The following is a 19,854-nucleotide window of genomic DNA, read 5'->3' on the forward strand; positions in this document are numbered from 1 at the left end:
GCCTCACGCTGCTCGCTCGTACAGCGTCACCACGCAAGCACCCCCCAGCCCCAGGTTGTGCTGCAGCGCCAAGCGCGCACCGTCCACCTGCCGCGCGCCGGCCTGGCCGCGCAATTGCTGGACCAGCTCGGTGCATTGCGCCAGCCCCGTGGCGCCCAGCGGGTGGCCTTTAGAGAGCAGGCCGCCCGACGGGTTGGTGACATAACGGCCACCATAAGTGTTGTCGCCGTCGTCCACAAACTTCTCGGCCCCGCCCACCGGGCACAGGCCCAGGGCCTCGTAAGTCAGCAGTTCGTTTTGGGCAAAGCAGTCGTGCAACTCCACCACCTGCACATCTTCGGGGCCTACGCCTGCCGCCTCATAGACCTGCTGGGCGGCGCTGCGGGCCATGCTGAAGCCCACCACCTCGCGCATGTCGCGGCTCTCAAAGGTGGCGGGGGTGTCGGTGGCCATCGCTTGGGCGCGGATGCGCACATCGCGGCGCAGGCCATGCTTGTGTGCAAAAGCCTCGGAACACACCAAGGCTGCAGCCGCGCCGCAGGTGGGCGGGCAGGCCATCAGCCGGGTCATCACCCCGGGCCAGAGCATGGGCGCGGCCATCACCTCTTCGGTCGTCACCACCTTTTGGAACAAGGCCAGCGGGTTGTTGGCGGCGTGGCGGCTGGCCTTGGCGCGGATCTTGGCAAAGGTGGTCAGCGGCGTGCCCCACTGCTGCATATGGGCCAGGCCCGCACCACCAAAATAGCGCAGGGCCAGCGGGATCTCGGCATGGCCCACCAGGGTGTCGGTCTCGCGGTCAAACCACTCAAAGGGGCTGGGCCGGTCGGTGAACTGCGCGCCCAGGGCGCCGGGCGTCATGTGCTCAAAGCCCAGCGCCAGGGCACAGTCCACCGCACCGCTCTGCACCGCTTGGCGCGCCAGGTAGAGCGCGGTCGAGCCGGTGGAGCAGTTGTTGTTGACGTTGATGATGGGCAGGCCCGTCAGGCCCACTTCATAGAGCGCGCGCTGCCCAGCGGTGGAGTCGCCATAGACATAGCCCACATAGGCCTGTTGGATCAACTCATAACCTAAGCCTGCATCGGCCAGGCAGGCCTGGACGGCGGCAGCGGCCATCTCCGGGTAGGGGCGGTGGGCGCCGGGCTTGGCAAAAGGGATCATGCCCACCCCGGCCACCAGCACCGGGCGCGCTGCTGCCGCAGCAGCCTGTGTTGAAGCAATGGTCATCGCGTGTCTCCTGTGCCTTCAGCCTACCACCACCGATGGGGGTGGGCTGTCGTTCAGGAGACGGTGCTGGGCTCAAGGCTGCTTGGGAATGACTTCCATCGTGCCGTTGTAGAAGGTGAAGCAGTCCTCGAACACATGGCGGTCTTCAAAGCGCAGGCCGTCTTTGGGGGCATCCACCAGGCAAACGCCACCGCCGCATTGAACCGTGCTGCCTGGGTAAGCGGCTTGGACATTGAAGAACCGGTCGTAGAAATGCACGCCCTTGCTGGTGGGCCAGGTGAAGGGGATGGGCTCATTCTGGCAAGTTTGGGTACTCTGCGCCGCGAAGCGGATCCGGTTCACTTTGTTCTTCGCATTGAAGAACACGGTGATGTCCTGCGCGCTCGGTTCAATCCGGAATGTGCACTCCGTAGCGGGCTTCTTGCAGGACTTGGACCGCTGGATCAATTGCTTGCGTGGTTGACCCAAATACACCGCGTTGTCCGTCAGACCGTGGCCTTCGATGATCACCCATTGCTCGGGTGGGGTGGCTTGTGCAGAGGCGCCCCCCAAAGCGAGTGCCGCAAAACCGAGAACGGAAAAAAGCTTGTTCATATCGACTCCGTCAAAAAGTGAGTGGTGAGTGGGCGCTGTGGTGTGCTACTGCGCCGCTCATGCAGCAGCAGTCACACGCACCGTCGCCCTTCAGCGCGTTGAGCCCCAAGGCGCTCATGGTTGTTTGGGGATGACCTCGAACGTTCCGTCGTAGAACAGGTCACATTCGTCATTGGTATGCCGCATCTCAAAGCGCAAACCGTGTGTTTGCGCCTCTGTCGTGCAATAGCCAAAGCTGCACTGCCATGTGCTGCCCGGATACAAGTCGGCCACCCCAGGTACCCCCCACGTGAAGTCAGCCCCTTTGGAGGTGGGCCAGGTGAAGGGCAAAGGCACAGACTGGCAGTTTTGCACCGCCACCGCAGCGGCGCGGAACCGGATGCGCTCAACCTTGCTCTTGGCATTGAAAAACACGGTGATGTCCTGCGCGCTCGGTTCAATCCGGAAGGTGCACTCCGTAGCGGGCTTCTTGCAGGACTTGGACCGCTGGATCAATTGCTTGCGTGGTTGACCCAAATACACCGCGTTATCCGTCAAGCCATGGCCTTCGATGATCTCCCATTGCTCCGGTGGGGTCGCTTGCGCAGCCAAGGTCACCGTGGTGAGAGCCAGCGCACTCAAGGCGTGAAATGTCTTCCTCATATCAACTCCAAAGATAAGTTGGTTTCTTCGCTGAAAGGTGGCTTGTCTCAGCAGGCCATCCATAGCGTGAGTACCCTTTGGGGCATATGTGGTTGCAGGCGGTTTGGGCCTTGCGGCACAAAGAGTCGAACGGCTCAATGAACTTTCTGCGACAGCACTGTCGCGCTGAGCAAATGGAGCCCAGTCATTGGCTCATCTTGAACGTTCTGAATGCTGCTATTGAAAAGATACCAACCGTTGACAAAACGGGAAGTCCTGTCAGAGGAATTAGATCTGCCTCTTGGCGCGGCGCGCTGCAAGATTTGCAAGATATTTGTCGGCTTCACCAGACTCGATGATCTCGAACGCTTTGGCCTTGGCTTCATTGACTGACATGAACCTTTGCTTCCCGGGCTGCCAGTCGACTCTCAGCAGGTAGGCGCCATCTTTCGGCACAACCTCAAGATGGATTTTCTTCTGGCGAATGTGGTGCACGTTGCCCGGCCCCATGCTCTAGCGCGGTGAGCTTACGAAGCGCTTCAGTCGGTCTGCGTACCGTCGCTTGGATTCCATGAAGCCGCTTGCGACCCGAATTGATGTCAGGTGATCGCAGCAAATCTCTCCGACCTCCATCGGGCGCCGCTTTGGGTGCTGAACCATGAATACGTAGCGAATGGGAGTTCCGCAGCACTCGCAGGTTCCGGTGAGTTCATCGAGGTCATCCCAACCGACGGCTCCCATCCGAACTTTGGCGGGATGAAGCCGTGGAGCGCTGCGTGGCATCCTGAACAGATGGTCTCGCAGATATCAAATGGATACTCCCAAGGATTGTGCCCCGGAAGGTACTACCTATGGTGAACCTGTAGGATCGCGCCATCGCACTTGCTGCGACCGCAAATAAGGCACGCGCCTCCGTCCAGCCGGACGACCTCGGCGCGAAAGGCGGCCCATTCAGCGGTGCGGTAGGGATGCACGGGTTAGCAAATAAAACGTTTGGAATGAGTGGTTACAGGACGGCGCAGCCGACTGGACATCCTCTCGATGGATTAGCTTAGAGGGCACTGGCAGGGGACGGGCCTAGGTAAATCTCAGGCCGAAGTAGTGGCTTCGTGACTGCATGAAGGCAAAGGAGCCGAGATCCCAGCGCTCGGCCGTGATACTCAACGTCCGCCCTTGGCTCAGCATAGACACCCGCCCAGCACAAGATCGCGTCACCAGCCAACTCATAGGCTTTGACTTTCTTTTCATCTATTCCGCGATAGCGCTCGTTGGAGAGGGTGATTGGCGGTGGTGCGGAGCAGAACCACTCAAGCGTTCGCAGGTCCTTCTCGTAGTCGGGAGCCGCGCGTGGCATGTACTTGAGCTCGACAACACCAATGATCCGTTGACTGTTACAGATCACGATGTCTGGTATGCGAGTCGTGCCATCGGATGCTGTGAAGGTTGGCTCGATGAAAAGCCGACGATCAAGGTCGCCAAACACCTCAAGAAGCCTGTGGCAAAAATGGACTTGAAGACCACGTTCCGAGTTAATCAGCTTCTGCGGATAGCTCTCGGAAAGGGTTCTAGTCCAAGCGTCTGCGATGTTCTCTCGAAGCAACTTCCGTTCGGACATTGGTGACCTCTAAAGCCCAGGGTAACCGGAGCCGAAGGCGGGGGGCACCAACACTGGCCACGAAAATGCCGAAGGCATGGCCAGTGTTGGCGTCCGCGTTGAACCGACAGTTAGCCTGGTGACAATTGATAGGGCCTTGCTCATGCTGTTGCCCAACTCATGTAGTCGTTGAAATGCGCGCCAATGTCGTGGAACGAGTAGTTTCGCTCGCCCAAGGTGTAATAGGCGTCTTGAACAAGCGTGTAGTAGAGATCAGAGAGCGGCGTGTGACTCGGAATGAACATAGGGAAGTACCCATCAAGACGCGGTCCGCGGCCACTTTCTTCCGGGAATGGTGGCTCCAAGTGAAGTGTTCCACCAACTCCGCCCATCGCTTCTGCGTCCCTTGGATTGCAGCGCAGGATGATGCAGTCCATCTGGGCTTTTTCTGGCGTTGACGCATTAAAGAATGCAGCCTCGAGAGTCTCCAGTCTTTGCTCCGTGCGATAGCCCAACAGCGTTTGTCGAGGTGCTCCCCACCCATCCGGCGTATCGAAGTCCTTGATCTGCTGCGTGAGAGCAGCGACTTTCTGCGAGTTCGCAACGCTCTTTCGTATGTCTTTGGTTGTTAGGTTGGTCTTGAGTTCATAGATGTGAACAACTGAATTCAACATCAGTAGTGCTGAACCATCTATGTTCTCGGAGAGAAGTGGATACCGCGAGTCGAAAACGATGGCATCAAGTTGTGGAGAAATATCCCCGCTTGGCGTAACAAAGTGGCCAGAAGTTGCGCGAAGAGTATTGGGTAAATAGCGCTGCAAGAATTCTATGAACGGTTGTTCACCGTTCTTGCCGATTGTTTGGGAGTTGCTAGACGATGCCAGCGCACGCTCCACGCACAACAAAATTGACGCCTCTTCTTGCGACATTACTTGATTTGGCGTGCCGTGGTAATGCTTGTATGTCTTCATGCAGCGGTGGAGGTGCTGTAGGAGGCTAACTTTTTTGTGTGGCGACAGATGCCTTTCGCCCGAAAAAACCCTGTCACCAGCAACAGGCTGGGTGACCAGCCACTAAGTACGTGTCGATGCTGATGAATTGCGCGTTGAACGGGGTAAACACAAAGCATTAACAAATCGGCATTCTGGCGCAGTGCTTGGCAGCACTATAGCCCCAGGCAGTCACTGTAGGCACGCTTTGAAAGGTGAACTGAATAGCCAGTAACCCTCAGTTTGAGCCAAGCGCAAGCCAGCAGTCCGAGAAGCCGGTGACGCTGCTGGCCCTGGAGTGTTCCTTGGGGCCTGCCGGCGTGGCGCCACTACTCCGCGCTACAGTCCGCAAGACACCCCACTTGAGCCAGCCCCATCCATGCCCCCACCTCGCCTGCTTCAACACCCTTGGATGGACGCCGATGTGTCCAGCTTTCGCGACCAAGTGCGGCGCTATATCGAGGCCGAGATGGCCCCGCACCTGGATGGTTGGCGCCGCGCGGGCGACATCCCGCCGGCGGTCTGGCAAGGCTTGGGCGCTTTGGGCTTTTTGCTGCCCGAGATGCCCGAGGCCTATGGCGGCAGCGGCGTGAGCCTGGCCTGGCAGTTGGTGGTGCAAGACGAGCTGGCCCGCGCCGAGGTGCCGGCCATCTCGGCCGTGCACAGCATCGCGGCGCATTACATCTTGGCCTATGGCAGCGAGGCGCAAAAGCAGCGTTGGCTGCCCAAGCTCTGCAGCGGTGAATGGCTGGCTGCCATCGCCATGACCGAGCCCGGCTGCGGCTCTGACCTCAAGGCCTTGCGCACCCGTGCGCGGCGCGACGGTGAGGACTATGTGATCGACGGCGCCAAGACCTTCATCACCGGCGGGGCCAACTGCAGCTTGCTGGTGCTGGCCTGCCGCACCGGCGGCGAGGGGGCCAAGGGTGTGTCTTTGGTGGTGTTGGAAACGAAGGGCTTGCCAGGCTTCAAGGTGGGCCGCCGCTTAGAAAAGCTGGGCCAGCATGCGGCGGACACGGCCGAGCTGTTTTTTGATGGCGTGCGTGTGCCCGCCCATCATTTGCTGGGCGACGTAGAGGGCCAAGGCTTTGGACAACTGATGAGCCAACTGCCTTACGAGCGCATGTTGATTGCGGTGCCTGCGGTGGCCGCCATCGAGCAGGCGCTGGCGCTGAGCGTGGCCTACACCCGCGAGCGCCAGGCTTTTGGCCAGACGGTGTTCGACTTTCAGAACACCCGCTTCAAGCTGGCCGAGGTGGCCACCACGGCCCATATTGGCCGCAGCTTTGTGAATGACTGCATCCAGCGCCTGGTGGACGGCACGCTGGACCACGAGGCCGCCTACATGGCCAAGTGCTGGACGACGGACCAGCAATGCCACGTCATGGACGAATGCCTGCAGCTCTTTGGCGGCTATGGCTATATGACCGAGTACCCGATTGCCCGCATGTGGGCAGACGCCCGGGTGCAGCGCATTTATGGCGGCACCAATGAGATCATGAAAGACCTGATCGCACGAGGCCTGTGATGACCTATCTGCCCAAACACTTTGAAGTGGCCGACTTGGCCGCCTGCCAAGCCCTGGCCCAAGCCCACCCGCTGGCCACCTGGGTGATGCCGCATGACGGTGAGCTGCTGGTCAACCACATCCCTTGGTTGCTCGACATGGAGCGCGGCGAGCACGGCACCCTGGTGGGCCATGTGGCGCGGGCCAACCCGGTCTGGCAGGTGGTGGGCGAGGCCATTGGCGTGGCGGTGTTTCAAGGCAGCGAGGCCTACATCAGCCCCAACTGGTACCCCAGCAAGCAAGCCCACGGCAAGGCCGTGCCGACCTGGAACTACGAGGTCGTGCATGCCCATGGCGTGGCCCGCATGTTTGAAGACCGCGAGCGCCTGCGCGCCTTGGTGGCGGCCTTAACGGCTCGCCATGAGGCGCACCAAGCGCAGCCCTGGCAGCTCAGCGATGCACCGGCCGACTACATCGAGCTGATGCTCGACGCGATTGTGGGCATCGAAATCCCGGTCACCCGCTGGGTGGGCAAGCGCAAAGCCAGCCAAAACCGCCCGCGCGCCGACCGCGAGGGCGTGGCCCAAGGCCTGCGCGCGCGCGCCTGGCCGCTGGATACGGCCATGGCCGCCTTGGTGGAACCCGAGCCCCGCCGTGACTGACGCGGTGCGTGCAAGCCCCAGCCTGTCGGCGCGTTTCTTCCGCTGGCATCGCTGGCTCGGTTATGTGGTGGCCCTGCAGGTGCTGGCCTGGGTCTTGGGCGGCGCCTTGTTTGCGTGGTTGCCGTTTCAGGCCTGGGTCAAGAGTGCAGAGGCCGTCCGCAAGCCCAGCCTGAGCCTGCCCGCCGATTGGGCGCAGGCTTTGGCGCGCAGCCCGCTGGCGGGCCAGCCGGTGCAAGGCCTCTCGGCCGTGGCCACCGCCAGCGGCCCGGCCTTCAAGCTGCGCACGGCGCAGGGTGAGCAGTGGCTGTTGGCCAGCGGTGGCCCGCTGCCTGCACCCACCGCAGACGACATCGGCCGCTTTGCGACCAGCCTCTACAAAGGCCACGGCAGGCTGCAGGCCGTGGAGAGGCTGGCGCAGGTGCCCACACAATGGCTGATGGTGCGTGAGCTGGGCGCAAAGCGCGATGTGTGGGTGGCGCGCTTTGATGATGGGCTGCAGACCCGGCTTTACTTCAGCGGCGCCCAAGGCGAGTTCATCACCGCGCGCAGCGACGCCTGGGTGCTCTACGACTTCTTCTGGCGCCTGCATGTGATGGACTACAGCGAAGGTGAGGACTTCAACCACCCGCTGATCAAGGGCGCCTCGCTGCTGGCCTTGGGCCTGGTGCTGACCGGCCTGGTGATGCTGGGCTTGGCCCTGCGGCGGGCGTGGCGCCGCCGGGCGCATTGATCAGTCTTCCAGCAGCGAGCGCAGCATCCAGGCGGTTTGCTCATGCACCGCCAGGCGTTGCGTCAGCAGGTCGGCGGTGGGCTCGTCGCTGGCCTCGTCCACCAGGGCATAGAGGCCGCGCGCCGTGCGGGCCACGGCTTCATGGCCCTCCATCAGCGTGCGCACCATGGCCAGGGCCTTGGGGGCGGCGGCCGGTGCGTCGGGCACCGAGCTGAGCGCGGCGAACTCGGCATAGCTGCCCGGCGCGCGGTGGCCCAGCGAGCGGATGCGCTCGGCAATCGGGTCCACCGCATTCCACAGCTCGGTGTACTGCGCCATGAACATGGTGTGCAGGGTGTTGAACATCGGCCCCGTCACGTTCCAGTGGAAGTTGTGCGTGGTCAGGTAGAGCGTGTAGGTGTCCGCCAGCAGGTGCGACAAACCCTGCGCAATGGCGGCGCGGTCTTTCTCACTGATGCCAATTTGCGGGGCGATGCCCGTGGCTTGGGCGGGGTGCTTGGATTTGGACTTGGCCATGGTGTGCTCCTTGAGTTGAAAGAATGACGGACAGTTTGAACGGCCGGGGTCAGGGCGCTGCCACACCCACGACCAGTGGCCCCAGCCACATCAAGCTGCCTGCACCGGTGATGGCCAGCCCCACAGCGCGGCGCAGGCGCAGGGCGACTGGGGGGCGGGTGTAGAGGCGTTGGGGCATGAGTCTCTCCGGTGTCTGAACGATGGAGGGATTTTGTCTTTTGGCTATTGAATTTGCCAATTCAATAGCTCTATGGCATCCATAGCCTTTGACGGAGGTGCCGTGCTCATCAAGCTTGAGGGTGCGTGAAAACACGCCAAAACCTATGGTTTCGGCCTCGAAGCCCCCTGGCGATTCCCGCTGCTGGTGGGGCCCTCGCTACTGCCCCACGGAGTGCCCGATGCCCCCTCTCGAAGCCCTAGAGTTATTGGCCGATATCGACCAGCCCCATGCGTTGACCGCTGACGCGCCAGCCCTGCGCTGGCAGCAGACCTTGGCGGCGCTGGCCCAGGCCGGCGGGCCCACCCCCGAGCAATACCCGATGCTGGAGAACCTGATGCAGCAAGTGCACGAGGCCCACCTCGCGGGTGACTTGAGCGCGGAGACCCTGCACGCCCTGCGTCATTCCGTGGGCGCGGCCATGGGCCTGGGCACGCTGCAAGGCCGCAGTTGGCTCAAGCCCTATGGCTATGCCGGGGACTTTCAGCTCATCGACGACATCTACCAGCAGGCGTGCAGCCCCAACCCCCACTTGCGTGCCTGGGACGATTTTTTCCACACCCAAGCTGCGGCCAAGGCGGTGCGCAACCGCAAGGCTTACTTCAAGGCCTTGGTCCAGTCCGCCGCCCAGGCGAAAGGGGGCCGCCCCTTGAAGGTGCTGAATGTGGCCAGCGGCCCATGCCGCGATGTGGCCGAGCTGCTGGCTGAATGCCCCGAGCTCGACGTGCACATCACCTGCGTGGACCTCGATGAGCAGGCCATCGCCCATGCCCGGCGGCTGTGCGACGCTTGGCCCGACCAAGTGCGCTTTGTCCGTGGCAATGCCTTGCGCCTCGTGTTGCCTGAGCGCTTTGACTTGGTGTGGAGCGCCGGCCTTTTGGACTACTTCTCAGACCCGCTCTTTGTGCGCCTGATGCGCAAGTTCATCAGCCTGGCCCAGCCCGATGGTGAAGTCGTGGTGGGCAACTTCAGCGCCGACAACCCTAGCATGGCCTACCAAGCCTGGGGCGACTGGCTGCTGATTCACCGCAGCCCAGAGCAGCTCCGCGCCCTGGCCGCGCAAGCCGGTGTCACCAACAGCCACGTCGAGGCCGAGCCCGAGGGCGTTAACCTGTTCTTGAGGATGCGGGCCAGCGCCACCTCAGCGTGAGGCCTGATGGCGCCGCCAACTCAAGACCCGGCCAGCCACTCCGCAGGCGAGGCATTGCGCTGCTCGCAGTGCTCGCTCGTCGCGATGCCGATGTCGTAGCCATGGCAGAGCCGCACATTCAGCACATCCTTTTGTTGACCTTCCGGGAAGGCTTGCAAGGCGGCTTGCGCAATGGCTTGCAGGCGGGCCGGCGTGCCGACATCGGGTGTGCGGGAGGCCGCCTTCACCGACAGGTAGCGCCACTGGCGCCGCTCCGTCTGGCTGCTTTGCGTGAAGCCCTCGCCAATGCCCACCTGGGCGTGCGTCACGCCGGGCTGTGCCATCACGGCTTCTTGCACGGGCTGAATCGCTGCCAGGTCTGCACCTTGCAGGCTCGCCCACCGCTGAATGCCCCAGGGCGCGAGGCCTGAGGCCACACAGAGCAAGGCGCACATCGAGAGCGAAAGCTTCGTCAGGGGCTGGCTGCGCGGTGCTTCTCGTTGAACTGCAGGCACCACCACGGTGGACAGCCATACATCGTGCACCAACTGCCGGCTGGGACGGTTAAAGACCGCCAGATAGAGCTGGCTCAGGGCGAGGCCCAGCATCAAGGCGGTCAAGGGATAGATGAGCCAGGAGCTCAGCAGACTGGGCGGAAAGGCGGCGCCATTCAAGAACCAAGGCAGCCCGACGGGCACAAAGCGCAAGCCCGCCTGCCAGGGCGTGAGCAACTGGCCCGAGCTGCTCAGCACACGGATGCCCATGATGCGCTTGCCCAGGCTTTGGCCCTGGCCCCAATGGCTGTCGAAGAAAGCAAAGTACTGGCAGGCCACCAGGAAGCCAAAGACGCGCCCCCACGGCCCCATGGCGGTCAGCGCATTGGCGATGAGCAGCCCGAGCACCCAGCCCACCAGGCCCAGCGCTAAAAAATCCAACACCCAGGCGGCCAAGCGCCGCCAAAAGCCCGCAAAACCGGGTGCCTCCGGTGCAGGTTGTTCTGCGTTTGTCATCGTCCTCACTCCTCGTCGTTGATTCTTATATCTACCGCCTGATGCAAACTCAGATAGATTTTTCCATGCGCCTGCTGGCTCCAGCCCACGGCGGCCAAGCGGTCCATCACCGGGCCTTTGACCTCGGCCAGGTCGAGGCGGGCGCCGCGGTCGTGCAGGGCGGTGTCCAGGGCGGCCAGGGCGGTCAGGCCGCTGAAGTCGATGGTGTTGACCGGGCTCATTTGCAGCACCACGCGGCGGGTGTGCTCATCGACATGGGCCATCACCAGCTCAGTCAGGCCGCGCGCGTTGGTGAACAGCAGGCTCTCGTCAATGCGCAGCGCCACCACGCCGGGGGTTTCGTCGACCTCGTGGCGCTCAATATTGCGGTAGTGCTCGGTGCCGGGCACGCGGCCGATGCGGGCGACATGCGGGTCGGTGGTGCGCTGCAAGAGCAGGGCCACCGAGAGCGCCACGCCCACCGACAAGGCCAGCTCCATGCTGGCGAGCAAGGTCAAACCCGCTGCCCCCACCATCACCCAAAACTCCTCGCGCGAGAAGCGCCAGGCTTGGCGAAACGGGGCCAGGTCCAGCATGGACGAGGCGGCGATGACGATGGTGGCGGCCAGCACCGCGCGCGGCAAACTGGCCAGGGGCTCCGCCAGCAAGGTGGCGGCCAGTGCCATCAACAAGGCCACCATCACGCCCACCCAGCGGCTGCGTGCGCCCGCGTCAAAGGCCACGGCGCTGCGCGAAAGGCCGCCCGCCACGGGCATGCCGCCGCTGCAGGCCGCCACCAAATTGGCGGCGCCCAGGCCCGCCAGCTCACGCCGGGGGATGATGGTTTCTTTGCGGCGGGCGGCCAAGCTGCCCGCCACGGCCAGGTTCTCCACGGCGGCCATCAGGGCCAGCAAAGCCGCACTGGGCAGCATCACGCGCCACAGTGGGGCCGGCACTTCGGGCCAGCCCAGGCTGAGGTGCAAAGCGGGCAGTGTGCCCACCACCGCCACACCCGGGCTGGACAAGCCCATCTGAATCAGCAACGCGACCACCATCACGGCCAAGGGAGCCGCTTTCACGATCAAGCCGGCCTGGGCCGTGGTGCAGCCCAGGTGCTGTCGCAGCCACGCCGTTGCATGCTCACGCAGCAGGAAGAGCAGGCCCAGTGCGCCCAGGCCAAAGGCCATGCTGACGGCGTGCCAGGGCCGAGCGGCGCCCCACCACTGTGTGGCCACCGTCATCAGGCTGACGCCGCCACTGCTGGCGCCGGCCAGCACGGGCAGTTGGGTCACCACAATGGTCAAGGCCGCCCCAGTCATGAAGCCATGCAGCACGGGCACCGAGAGCAGTGCCACCAGGGTGTCCAGGCGCAGCACCGCGCCCAGCAGCAAGAGTGCCCCCATCTCGGCGGCCAAGACCAAGGCGGCAGCACTGACCGAGGTGCCCTCGGGGGCCACGCTCATCACATGGCCCAGGGCCTGCGCGCACATCAGCGACAGCACACCGCCGGGCCCCATCACCGTGACAGGGCTGGAGCCCAAGGCTGCATAAGCCAAGGCGGGGAGCACGCTGGCCGCCAGCCCCACCGAGGGCGGCAGCCCCGCCAGCATGGCGTAGGCCAAGCTCTGCGGGATCAACAGCAGGGTGATGATGGCGGCGGCGAGCAGGTCGTCGCGCCAAGTGGGGTGGGCGGAAGCGGCGGAGGGCACCCGGCAATTGTGCGGCGAGTGAAGCGCCTCCTCCGGGCCCTCGCGAAAATCAGCGGCTCTTCTTCAACACCGCATGCAGCAAGATCGCCCCAAAGGTGGCGGTGCCGATGCCACCCAGCGCGAAGTCGCCGAACTTCAGGGTGAAGTCGCCGGTGCCCAAGATGAGGGTGACGGCCGCGACGATGAGGTTGCGGTTGTCGGAAAAATCCACCTTGTTCTCGACCCAGATCTTGGCCCCGGCCACGGCGATCAGGCCAAAGACCACGATGGAGATGCCGCCCATCACGGCCAGCGGAATGGTCTGGATCAGCGCGCCGAACTTGGGCGAGAAGCCCAGCAGGATGGCGATCAAGCCCGCCACCACAAACATGGCGGTGGAGTAGATCTTGGTGGCGGCCATCACGCCGATGTTCTCGGCATAGGTGGTCACGCCCGTGCCGCCGGCACTGCCCGAGACCATGGTGGCCAGGCCATCGCCCACAAAGGCGCGGCCCATGTACTTGTCCAGGTCTTGGCCGGTCATGGCGGAGACGGCCTTCACGTGGCCCAGGTTTTCGGCCACCAGAATGATGGCCACGGGCGCGATCAAGAGCATGGCCTTGGCATCGAACACCGGGGCGGCAAACTGAGGCAGGCCAAACCAGTCGGCGCTGGCCAGCGTCGTCAAGTCAATCGGTTTGCCCAGCCCCAGGCCGTTGGTCAGCAGCGCATAGATCAGGCTGGCGGCGATCAGGCCCACCAAAATCAGCAAGCGCTGTGTCATGCCGCTGGTGCGCACGGCCACCAGGCCCACACACAAAAAGGTGATGGCCTGCATCCACTTGTCAAAGTCGGTCGGGGCCATGTTCTTGATGGGCACTTGGGCCAGGTTCAGGCCGATCACGGCCACCACCGCGCCGGTCACCACCGGCGGCATCAGCGACTCAATCCAACGGGTTCCGATGGCTTGCACCAGCAGGCCGATCGCGGCCACCGCCGCGCCGCAGGCGATGATGCCGCCCAGCGCTACGCCCAAGTTGGGGTTAGGCCCTTGGCCGGCATAGCCGCTGGCCGCAATCACCACGCCGATGAAGGCAAAGCTGGAGCCCAGATAGCTGGGCACCCGGCCTCCCACCACCACAAAGAAGAGCAGGGTGCCAATGCCCGACATCAGGATGGCGATGTTGGGGTTGAAGCCCATCAAGAGGGGGGCCAACACCGTCGCGCCAAACATGGCGATGACATGCTGCACGCCCATGGCAGCAGTTTGCGGCCAGGGCAGGCGCTCGTCAGGGGCCACCACGCGGCCAGGCTCGGCCGTCACTTCGCGCCACGATGTCAACAGTCCCATCCTCAACTCCTTGTTATGCGGCAGCGCCTTCGCGCCAGCCCTTGGGCACCGCGCCGATCAGGCGGCGGGTGTAGTCTTGCTTGGGGTGGTGCAGGATCTCTTCGGCGCTGGCTTGTTCCACCACCTCGCCATCCTTCATCACCAGCACTTCGTCAGAGATGAAGCGCACCACGGCCAAGTCGTGGCTGATGAAGATATAGGCCAAGCCGAGTTCGTCTTGCAGGTCTTTGAGCAGGTTCAGCACCTGGGCTTGCACCGACACATCGAGCGCGCTCACAGCTTCGTCCAGCACCAGCACCTCGGGGTTGAGTGTCAGGCAGCGGGCAATCGCCACGCGCTGGCGCTGGCCGCCGGAGAACTCGTGCGGGTACTTCTGCATCACGGAGGGGTCCAGCCCCACCTTGACCAGCAGGGCTTTGGCACGCTCTTCGCGCTCGGCGTCGTTGGCGCCAATGCCGTGGATCTGCATAGGCTCCAGCAGCGTTTGGCCAATGGTGAAGCGCGGGTTGAGCGAGGCATAGGGGTTTTGGAAGACCACCTGGATGCGCCGCCGCATGGGCAGCCAGCCTTGCTTGCTCAAGGTCATCAAGTCGGTGGCGCCCTCAGCACCATGGAAGACGGCCTGCCCGCCGGTGGGGCCGCCGTTGGGCTCATGCAGGCGCAGCAGCGCCAAGCCCATGGTGGTTTTGCCCGAGCCGGACTCGCCCACCACACCCAGGGTGTGGCCCTTGCGCAGCTTGAAGCTCACGCCACGGCCTTCACGGCCCACGGCCTTGAACTCCTTGCGGCCAAACACGCCACTCTTGAGCCAGAAGCTCTTGGTCAGCGCGGTGGCTTCAATCACCACCGGGGCGTTCGGATCTTTGGCTTTGGCCACCGCCTCTACCCGCTGCTCGCCGCGCTCGGCGGCGGCTTGGGCGGCGATGTGGTCGTCGATCACCATCAGCCGCGCCGGGTTCTCGGTGAGGCTGGGGCGGCAGGCCAACAAGGCCTTGGTGTAGGGGTCTTGCGGGGCTTGGAAGATTTGGCTGACCGGGCCTTGCTCGCGGATCAGGCCGTGGCGCATCACCACCACGCGGTCAGAGATCTCGCCCACCACGCCCAAGTCATGGCTGATGAACAGCATGCTCATGTGGTGGGTGTCTTTGAGCTTGGCCATCAACTCCATGATCTGGCGTTGAATGGTCACGTCCAGCGCCGTCGTGGGTTCGTCGGCGATCAAGAGCTTGGGCGAGCAAGACAGCGCCATCGCAATCATCACCCGCTGTTGCTGGCCGCCCGACATCTCGTGCGGATAGGCATTCAGACGGCGCTTGGGCTCGGGCATGCCCACCTCGGCCAGCAGCTCTTCAGCGCGGGCCCAGGCCTGGCGGGGGCTCATGCCCATGTGCTTGATCAGCGGCTCGCACAACTGCTGGCCCACGGTAAAGACCGGGTTGAGCGAGGTCATCGGGTCTTGGAAGACGCAGGCGATCTCTTTGCCGCGAATGCTCTGCAGCTCTGGCAGCGAGGCGGCCAGCAGGTCCCGGCCCTGGAAGCTGATGGCGCCATGCCGCTCGGCATTGCTGGGCAGCAGGTTCAGGATGGACATGGCCGTCACGCTCTTGCCCGAGCCCGACTCGCCCACCAGGGCGACCGTGGTGTTCTCGGGCACGTCAAAGCTGACGCCTACTTGTTGGCCATTGACCTCGCGGCCCACGGCCAGCGAGCGTTGCATCACGCCACCCACGGCGCCCATGCGGAAGGTGACCTTCAGGTCTTTGATACTCAGCAACATGGGACTCACTCCAATCCGCGCAGCTTGGGGTCCAGCGCATCGCGCAGGGCGTCGGTGAACAGCGAGAACGCCGTCACGAACACGGCCATGAAGGCGGTGGCCGCAGCCAACTGCCACCAGTGGCCCAGGATCAATTCACTTTGGGCCTCCGCCAGCATGGTGCCCCAGGAGACCTGGTCCACCGCCACGCCCAGGCCCAGGTAGCTCAGGATGACTTCGGCCTTGATGGCGCTGACCACATGCAGGGACAACTGAACCAAGATCACGTGGCTGATGTTGGGCAGGATGTGGCGGAACATGCGCGAGCTGTTGCTGGCGCCAATCGCCTCGGCCGAGCGCACATAGTCGCGGCTGCGGTGCTTCATGAACTCGGCGCGCACCAGGCGGTAAATGCCGGTCCAGGTGGTCAGGCCCAGGATGATCACAATCGTCCAGATGCCCTTGGGGATGATGGCATCGGCGCGGTTCAGCACCGCGGCAAAGGTGAAGATCAGCAAGATGCCGGGAATGGCGGTGAAGACGTTGTAGACCCACTCCAAGAAGTCGCCCACCTTGCCGCCAAAAAAGCCGCTCAAAGCGCCCAGCAGGGTGCCGATCACGGTGGCCATCAGCGCGGCCAGCACACCGGCCATGATGGAGACTTCGGCGCCCTTGATGGCCTTGTCCAGCACATCGCGGCCCAGGCGGTCGGCGCCAAAGGGCAGGGTCTCGGCCTTGACGGTGTCCACCGTCTTGAACTGCTTGGCCCGCTCTTCCCACTCTTTGTAGCGCGGGGCCAGCGGGTCGATGTCGGAGAGGTCCACATTCGGGCCTGTAGGCGCGGCGATGGCAGCCACTTGCTCTTTGGCCGCCGGGCCCATGAAGGTGGGTGGCGCATTGGGCACGCCCACTTCTTGCTGCCAATGCTTGGCCACCAAGCCACTCATGGCCGCAATGACCAGCAGCAAGAACGCGGCAACGATGACCAGCGAGGTGAGGCCGACCTTGTCGGTCTTGAAGCGCTTCCAGGCGGCGCCCCACACCCCTTGCGAGGCACCAGCGCCGACGATGCCGCCCGCGCCCGTTTGTGTGTTGACTGTTGTTGTTGCGCTCATTTCAGCACCACCCGTGGGTCGACCAGCTTGTAGAGAACGTCGGTGAGCAGGTTCACCACCATGGTGATGACCGCCAGATACACCGTGACGGCTTGAATGACGGGGTAGTCACTGCGGTTCACGGCGCCCAACACCTCGCGGCCCAGGCCGGGGATGGAGAAGAAGACCTCAATCAGGAAAGAGCCCACAAAAATACCCGGCAGCGAAGTGCCGATATTGGTGAGGATGGGGATCATCGCGTTGCGCAGCACGTGCTTGAGCAGCACGGTTTGCTCGGTCATGCCCTTGGCGCGGGCGGTGCGCACATAGTCGTGCCCGATCTCATCCAAGAAGAAGGTGCGGTAGAGCCGGGTCTGCGGGGCCAGGCCCACCATCACGGCCAACAAAATCGGCAGTGGGCTGTAGACGGCCAGGTTGGTCCAGAAGCTGTCACTCCAGCCTTGCACCGGGAACCATCCCAACTGGAAGGCAAACACATACTGGCCCACGATCACGTAGACCAAGAAAGAGATGGACAGCGCCACCGTGGAGATGATCATGATGCTGCGGTCGGTCAGCGAGCCGCGCACATAGGCCACACCCAAGGCCAGCGGAATGGCCAGCAGCGCATCCAGCACCAAGATGGGCACCATCACCGTCAGCGTGGCGGGCAGGCGCTTGGCAAAGATGTCGCTCACTGCTTCATTGGTGGCCCAGCTGCGGCCCCAATCGAAGGTGACGATCTGCTTGATGAAGATCCAAAGCTGCTCAATCACCGGCTTGTTCAAGCCGAGTTGATCGCGTATGGCGTCCACCTGTTCTTTGGAGGCGTTCAAGCCCCCTAAGATTTCGGCAGGGTCGCCGCCAAAGTACTTGAAGAGGAAAAACACCAGCAGGATGACGCCCAACAAAGTGGGAATCATTTGCCACAGGCGTCGTATCAGGTAGGCCGCCATGCCAGAGGCTCCGGTTCTCGGAAGTTCAACAAACAGCAAGCCCTGGCAGCTTGTGGCTCACAGGGCTTGAGAAACAGGCGCGAGTCTAGTGCAATTGCTGTGCCAATCTCCCCGGCGTTTGCCCTGAATCCCTAAGAAGACGATGGGCAGAACAGGGTCTGCCCGCGTCTTAAGGGCCGGCCAAAGGGGCGACCCCTGACATCAGGGGGGCTCAGACGGGAGTGGCCTTGGCGTGGCTGGGGTTTCGCGGGGTGGGCGCGGCGCCGGCTGGCAAGTAGACTGCGCGCTTTCGCATCCACTTTTGGCATGGTGCGCGCCCACGACATGCGCGCACGCCTGCGCCCACGGGCTGCTCACAAAGCAGCTTGTCGGCATCTCTTGCACTTGAAAGCACTACCGTGAAGCGTCTTCTGTCTGCGGCCACCGTTGTGGTTGGCCTCTGTGGTTTGAGTGGTTGGGCCTGGGCAGGGCCCGAGGCGGCACCTGCGAAGGGCAGCCCCGACGAGAAGGTCTTGCGTTATTCCTTCCGCATCGCCGAAACCGGCTTCGACCCGGTGCAGATCTCCGACCTGTATTCCCGCACGGTGGCCGCCAGCATTTTTGATGCGCCGCTGCAATGGGAGTTCTTGGCCCGCCCCTTCCGCTATCGGCTCAACACCTTGTCGGAGATGCCCACGGTCAGCGCCGACTACAAGACCTTCACCTTCAAGGTCAAACCTGGCATTTACTTTGCGCCCGCCCCAGAGTTCAAGGGCGTGAAGCGCGAGCTGGTGGCTGCGGACTATGTCTATAGCTGGAAGCGCCACTACGACCCGATGTGGAAGAGCACCAACCTCTACATCCTGGAGAACTTCAAGATCCTGGGCCTCTCCGAGCTGCGCAAAGAGCTGATGGCCGCCAAAAAGCCTTTCGACTACGACCGTGAGGTCGAGGGTCTGAAGGTCATCGACAAATACACCTTCCAGGTCAAAACAGCCGAGCCCATGCCGCGCTTGGTCGAGCAGTTCACCGATGGCTCCACCTGGGGTGCTGTGGCCCGCGAGGTCATTGAGGCGCATGGCCTCAAAGCCATGGAGCACCCGGTGGGCACCGGGCCCTTCATGCTGGGCCAGTGGCGGCGCTCATCCCGCATCGAGCTGGTCAAAAACCCCCATTACCGCGAAGAGTTCTACAGTGAAGAAGCCCCGGCGGGCGACGCGCAAGCCGAGGCGGCAGTGGCCAAACTCAAGGGCAAACGCCTGCCGCTGATCGACCGCGTGGAGATTGCCATCATTGAAGAAAACCAGCCGCGCTGGCTGGCCTTTTTGAATGGCGAGCATGACATCCTGGAGGAGGTGCCGGCCGAGTTCGCCACCATGGTGTTGCCCAACAACCAACTGGCGCCTAACCTGCAGAAAAAGGGCATCCAGATGGTGCGCTACCCGCGCGCCGATGTCGCCGTCACCTACTTCAATATGGAAGACCCGGTGGTGGGCGGCTACGAGCCCGACAAAGTGGCGCTGCGCCGCGCGATCTCGCTGGGCGTGGACTTGGACACCGAGATCCGCTTGGTGCGCAAGGGCCAGGCGGTGGCCTCACAGGGCCCCATCGCACCGGGCACCTGGGGCTTCCAGAAGGATTTCAAGTCGGAGATGAGTGACTATGACCCAGCACGCGCCAAAGCCTTGCTGGAGATGGCCGGCTATGTCGACAAGAACGGTGACGGATGGCGTGATCTTCCGGATGGATCTGCGCTGGAGTTGAACATTGCGACTCAGCCCGATCAGCTCTCGCGCCAATTGGCCGAGCTGTGGAAGAAGAACATGAACCGGCTGGGCATCAAGACCCGCTTCACCCCCGCCAAATGGCCGGAGAACCTGAAGGCCGCCAATGCGGGCAAGCTGCAGATGTGGGGCGTGGGCTGGAGCGCGGGCGTGCCCGATGGCGATACCTTCTTGGCGTTGGGCGATGGCAAGAGTAAGGGTCAGGCCAATAAGTCGCGCTTTGACCTGCCCGAGTTCAACCGCCTCTATGCGCTGCAAAAGACCTTGCCCAACGGTCCCGAGCGCATGGCCGCCATGACCCAGGCCCAACGCCTGATGGTGGCCTATGCGCCCTACAAGCTGCACGTCCATCGCATCTTTTCGGACCTCTCTCAGCCCTGGGTCATTGGCTACCACCGTAACGTCTTCTTGCGCGAGAGCTGGAAGTGGATAGACATTGACCTGGAAAAGCGCCGCCAAGCGCTGGGGAAGTGA

The 19,854-nt window shown here is 63.1% G+C and carries 18 protein-coding genes; 5 read left to right on the forward strand and 13 right to left on the reverse strand.

Translation table 11 applies throughout. From position 1 onward, the window contains the following. Nucleotides 1-3: 3 nt before the first annotated feature. The 5 genes from KAK11_RS03900 to KAK11_RS03920 all read right to left on the reverse strand — a co-directional run bounded on the left by KAK11_RS03900 (nt 4) and on the right by KAK11_RS03920 (nt 5,004). Nucleotides 4-1,224 carry a lipid-transfer protein gene (locus tag KAK11_RS03900; RefSeq protein WP_210806333.1) on the reverse strand — a complete coding sequence of 407 codons (1,221 nt, stop codon included), beginning with the start codon at nt 1,222-1,224 and terminating at the stop codon, nt 4-6. Between the two features lie 72 nt (nt 1,225-1,296). Beyond that, nucleotides 1,297-1,818, reverse strand: coding sequence for a hypothetical protein (locus tag KAK11_RS03905; protein WP_210806335.1), 522 nt, complete (start codon nt 1,816-1,818; stop codon nt 1,297-1,299). Between the two features lie 114 nt (nt 1,819-1,932). Continuing rightward, nucleotides 1,933-2,460, reverse strand: coding sequence for a hypothetical protein (locus KAK11_RS03910; protein ID WP_210806337.1), 528 nt, complete (start codon nt 2,458-2,460; stop codon nt 1,933-1,935). A gap of 267 nt (nt 2,461-2,727) precedes the next feature. Continuing rightward, nucleotides 2,728-2,934: a hypothetical protein gene (locus tag KAK11_RS03915; RefSeq protein WP_210806339.1), complete on the reverse strand. Its 207-nt coding sequence runs from the start codon at nt 2,932-2,934 to the stop codon at nt 2,728-2,730. A 1,260-nt stretch (nt 2,935-4,194) separates the two neighbouring features. Beyond that, on the reverse strand, nt 4,195-5,004 hold the full coding sequence (locus tag KAK11_RS03920; RefSeq protein ID WP_210806341.1) for a DUF6602 domain-containing protein: 810 nt from the start codon (nt 5,002-5,004) through the stop codon (nt 4,195-4,197). A 397-nt stretch (nt 5,005-5,401) separates the two neighbouring features. Here KAK11_RS03920 and KAK11_RS03925 point away from each other — a divergent pair, with 397 nt between their 5' ends. From KAK11_RS03925 to KAK11_RS03935, 3 genes are read left to right on the forward strand one after another with little or no spacing between them, the layout of a single operon-like run. After that, complete coding sequence (locus KAK11_RS03925) at nt 5,402-6,550, forward strand: acyl-CoA dehydrogenase family protein (protein WP_210806343.1); 1,149 nt, start codon at nt 5,402-5,404, stop codon at nt 6,548-6,550. Then, nucleotides 6,550-7,191, forward strand: coding sequence for an FMN-binding negative transcriptional regulator (locus KAK11_RS03930; RefSeq protein WP_210806345.1), 642 nt, complete (start codon nt 6,550-6,552; stop codon nt 7,189-7,191). The genes KAK11_RS03925 and KAK11_RS03930 overlap by 1 nt, the downstream gene beginning before the upstream one ends. After that, the gene (locus KAK11_RS03935) at nt 7,184-7,921 is read left to right on the forward strand and encodes a PepSY domain-containing protein (RefSeq protein ID WP_210806347.1); all 738 of its coding nucleotides are present in this window, start codon (nt 7,184-7,186) and stop codon (nt 7,919-7,921) included. Before KAK11_RS03930 ends, KAK11_RS03935 begins: the two co-directional genes overlap by 8 nt. On the opposite strand, the gene KAK11_RS03940 is transcribed toward KAK11_RS03935, so the two are convergent. Both KAK11_RS03940 and KAK11_RS22015 read right to left on the reverse strand, forming a co-directional pair. Further along, the gene (locus KAK11_RS03940; protein WP_210806349.1) at nt 7,922-8,437 is read right to left on the reverse strand and encodes a Dps family protein; all 516 of its coding nucleotides are present in this window, start codon (nt 8,435-8,437) and stop codon (nt 7,922-7,924) included. It lies immediately after the preceding gene. A 49-nt stretch (nt 8,438-8,486) separates the two neighbouring features. Continuing rightward, on the reverse strand, nt 8,487-8,615 hold the full coding sequence (locus KAK11_RS22015; protein WP_259373518.1) for a hypothetical protein: 129 nt from the start codon (nt 8,613-8,615) through the stop codon (nt 8,487-8,489). A gap of 220 nt (nt 8,616-8,835) precedes the next feature. Between KAK11_RS22015 and KAK11_RS03945 the strand changes: the two genes are divergently transcribed. Next, nucleotides 8,836-9,804 (forward strand): class I SAM-dependent methyltransferase, encoded by a 969-nt coding sequence (locus KAK11_RS03945; protein ID WP_210806351.1) that lies wholly within the window; start codon nt 8,836-8,838, stop codon nt 9,802-9,804. A gap of 20 nt (nt 9,805-9,824) precedes the next feature. On the opposite strand, the gene KAK11_RS03950 is transcribed toward KAK11_RS03945, so the two are convergent. Genes KAK11_RS03950 through KAK11_RS03975 form a run of 6 tightly spaced genes read right to left on the reverse strand, consistent with a single transcriptional unit; the run spans nt 9,825 to nt 17,617 of the window. Then, complete coding sequence (locus KAK11_RS03950; protein WP_210806353.1) at nt 9,825-10,793, reverse strand: RDD family protein; 969 nt, start codon at nt 10,791-10,793, stop codon at nt 9,825-9,827. A 5-nt stretch (nt 10,794-10,798) separates the two neighbouring features. Continuing rightward, entirely contained in the window at nt 10,799-12,481 is a 1,683-nt protein-coding gene (locus KAK11_RS03955; RefSeq protein ID WP_210806355.1) for a SulP family inorganic anion transporter, read from the reverse strand. 49 nt (nt 12,482-12,530) lie between these two features. Further along, entirely contained in the window at nt 12,531-13,811 is a 1,281-nt protein-coding gene (locus KAK11_RS03960) for a solute carrier family 23 protein (protein WP_210806357.1), read from the reverse strand. A 13-nt stretch (nt 13,812-13,824) separates the two neighbouring features. Continuing rightward, on the reverse strand, nt 13,825-15,588 hold the full coding sequence (locus KAK11_RS03965) for an ABC transporter ATP-binding protein (protein ID WP_210806359.1): 1,764 nt from the start codon (nt 15,586-15,588) through the stop codon (nt 13,825-13,827). A gap of 5 nt (nt 15,589-15,593) precedes the next feature. Next, nucleotides 15,594-16,682, reverse strand: a complete 1,089-nt coding sequence (locus KAK11_RS03970) for an ABC transporter permease (protein WP_210806361.1) — start codon at nt 16,680-16,682, stop codon at nt 15,594-15,596. Beyond that, nucleotides 16,679-17,617 carry an ABC transporter permease gene (locus tag KAK11_RS03975; RefSeq protein WP_210806363.1) on the reverse strand — a complete coding sequence of 313 codons (939 nt, stop codon included), beginning with the start codon at nt 17,615-17,617 and terminating at the stop codon, nt 16,679-16,681. Before KAK11_RS03975 ends, KAK11_RS03970 begins: the two co-directional genes overlap by 4 nt. Nucleotides 17,618-18,015: 398 nt before the next feature. Between KAK11_RS03975 and KAK11_RS03980 the strand changes: the two genes are divergently transcribed. Continuing rightward, a complete protein-coding gene (locus tag KAK11_RS03980) occupies nt 18,016-19,854 on the forward strand; it encodes an ABC transporter substrate-binding protein (protein WP_210806365.1) in 1,839 nt (612 codons plus the stop codon).

It is taken from the genome of Ideonella paludis (genome assembly GCF_018069865.1).
GTDB lineage: Bacteria > Pseudomonadota > Gammaproteobacteria > Burkholderiales > Burkholderiaceae_C > Ideonella > Ideonella paludis.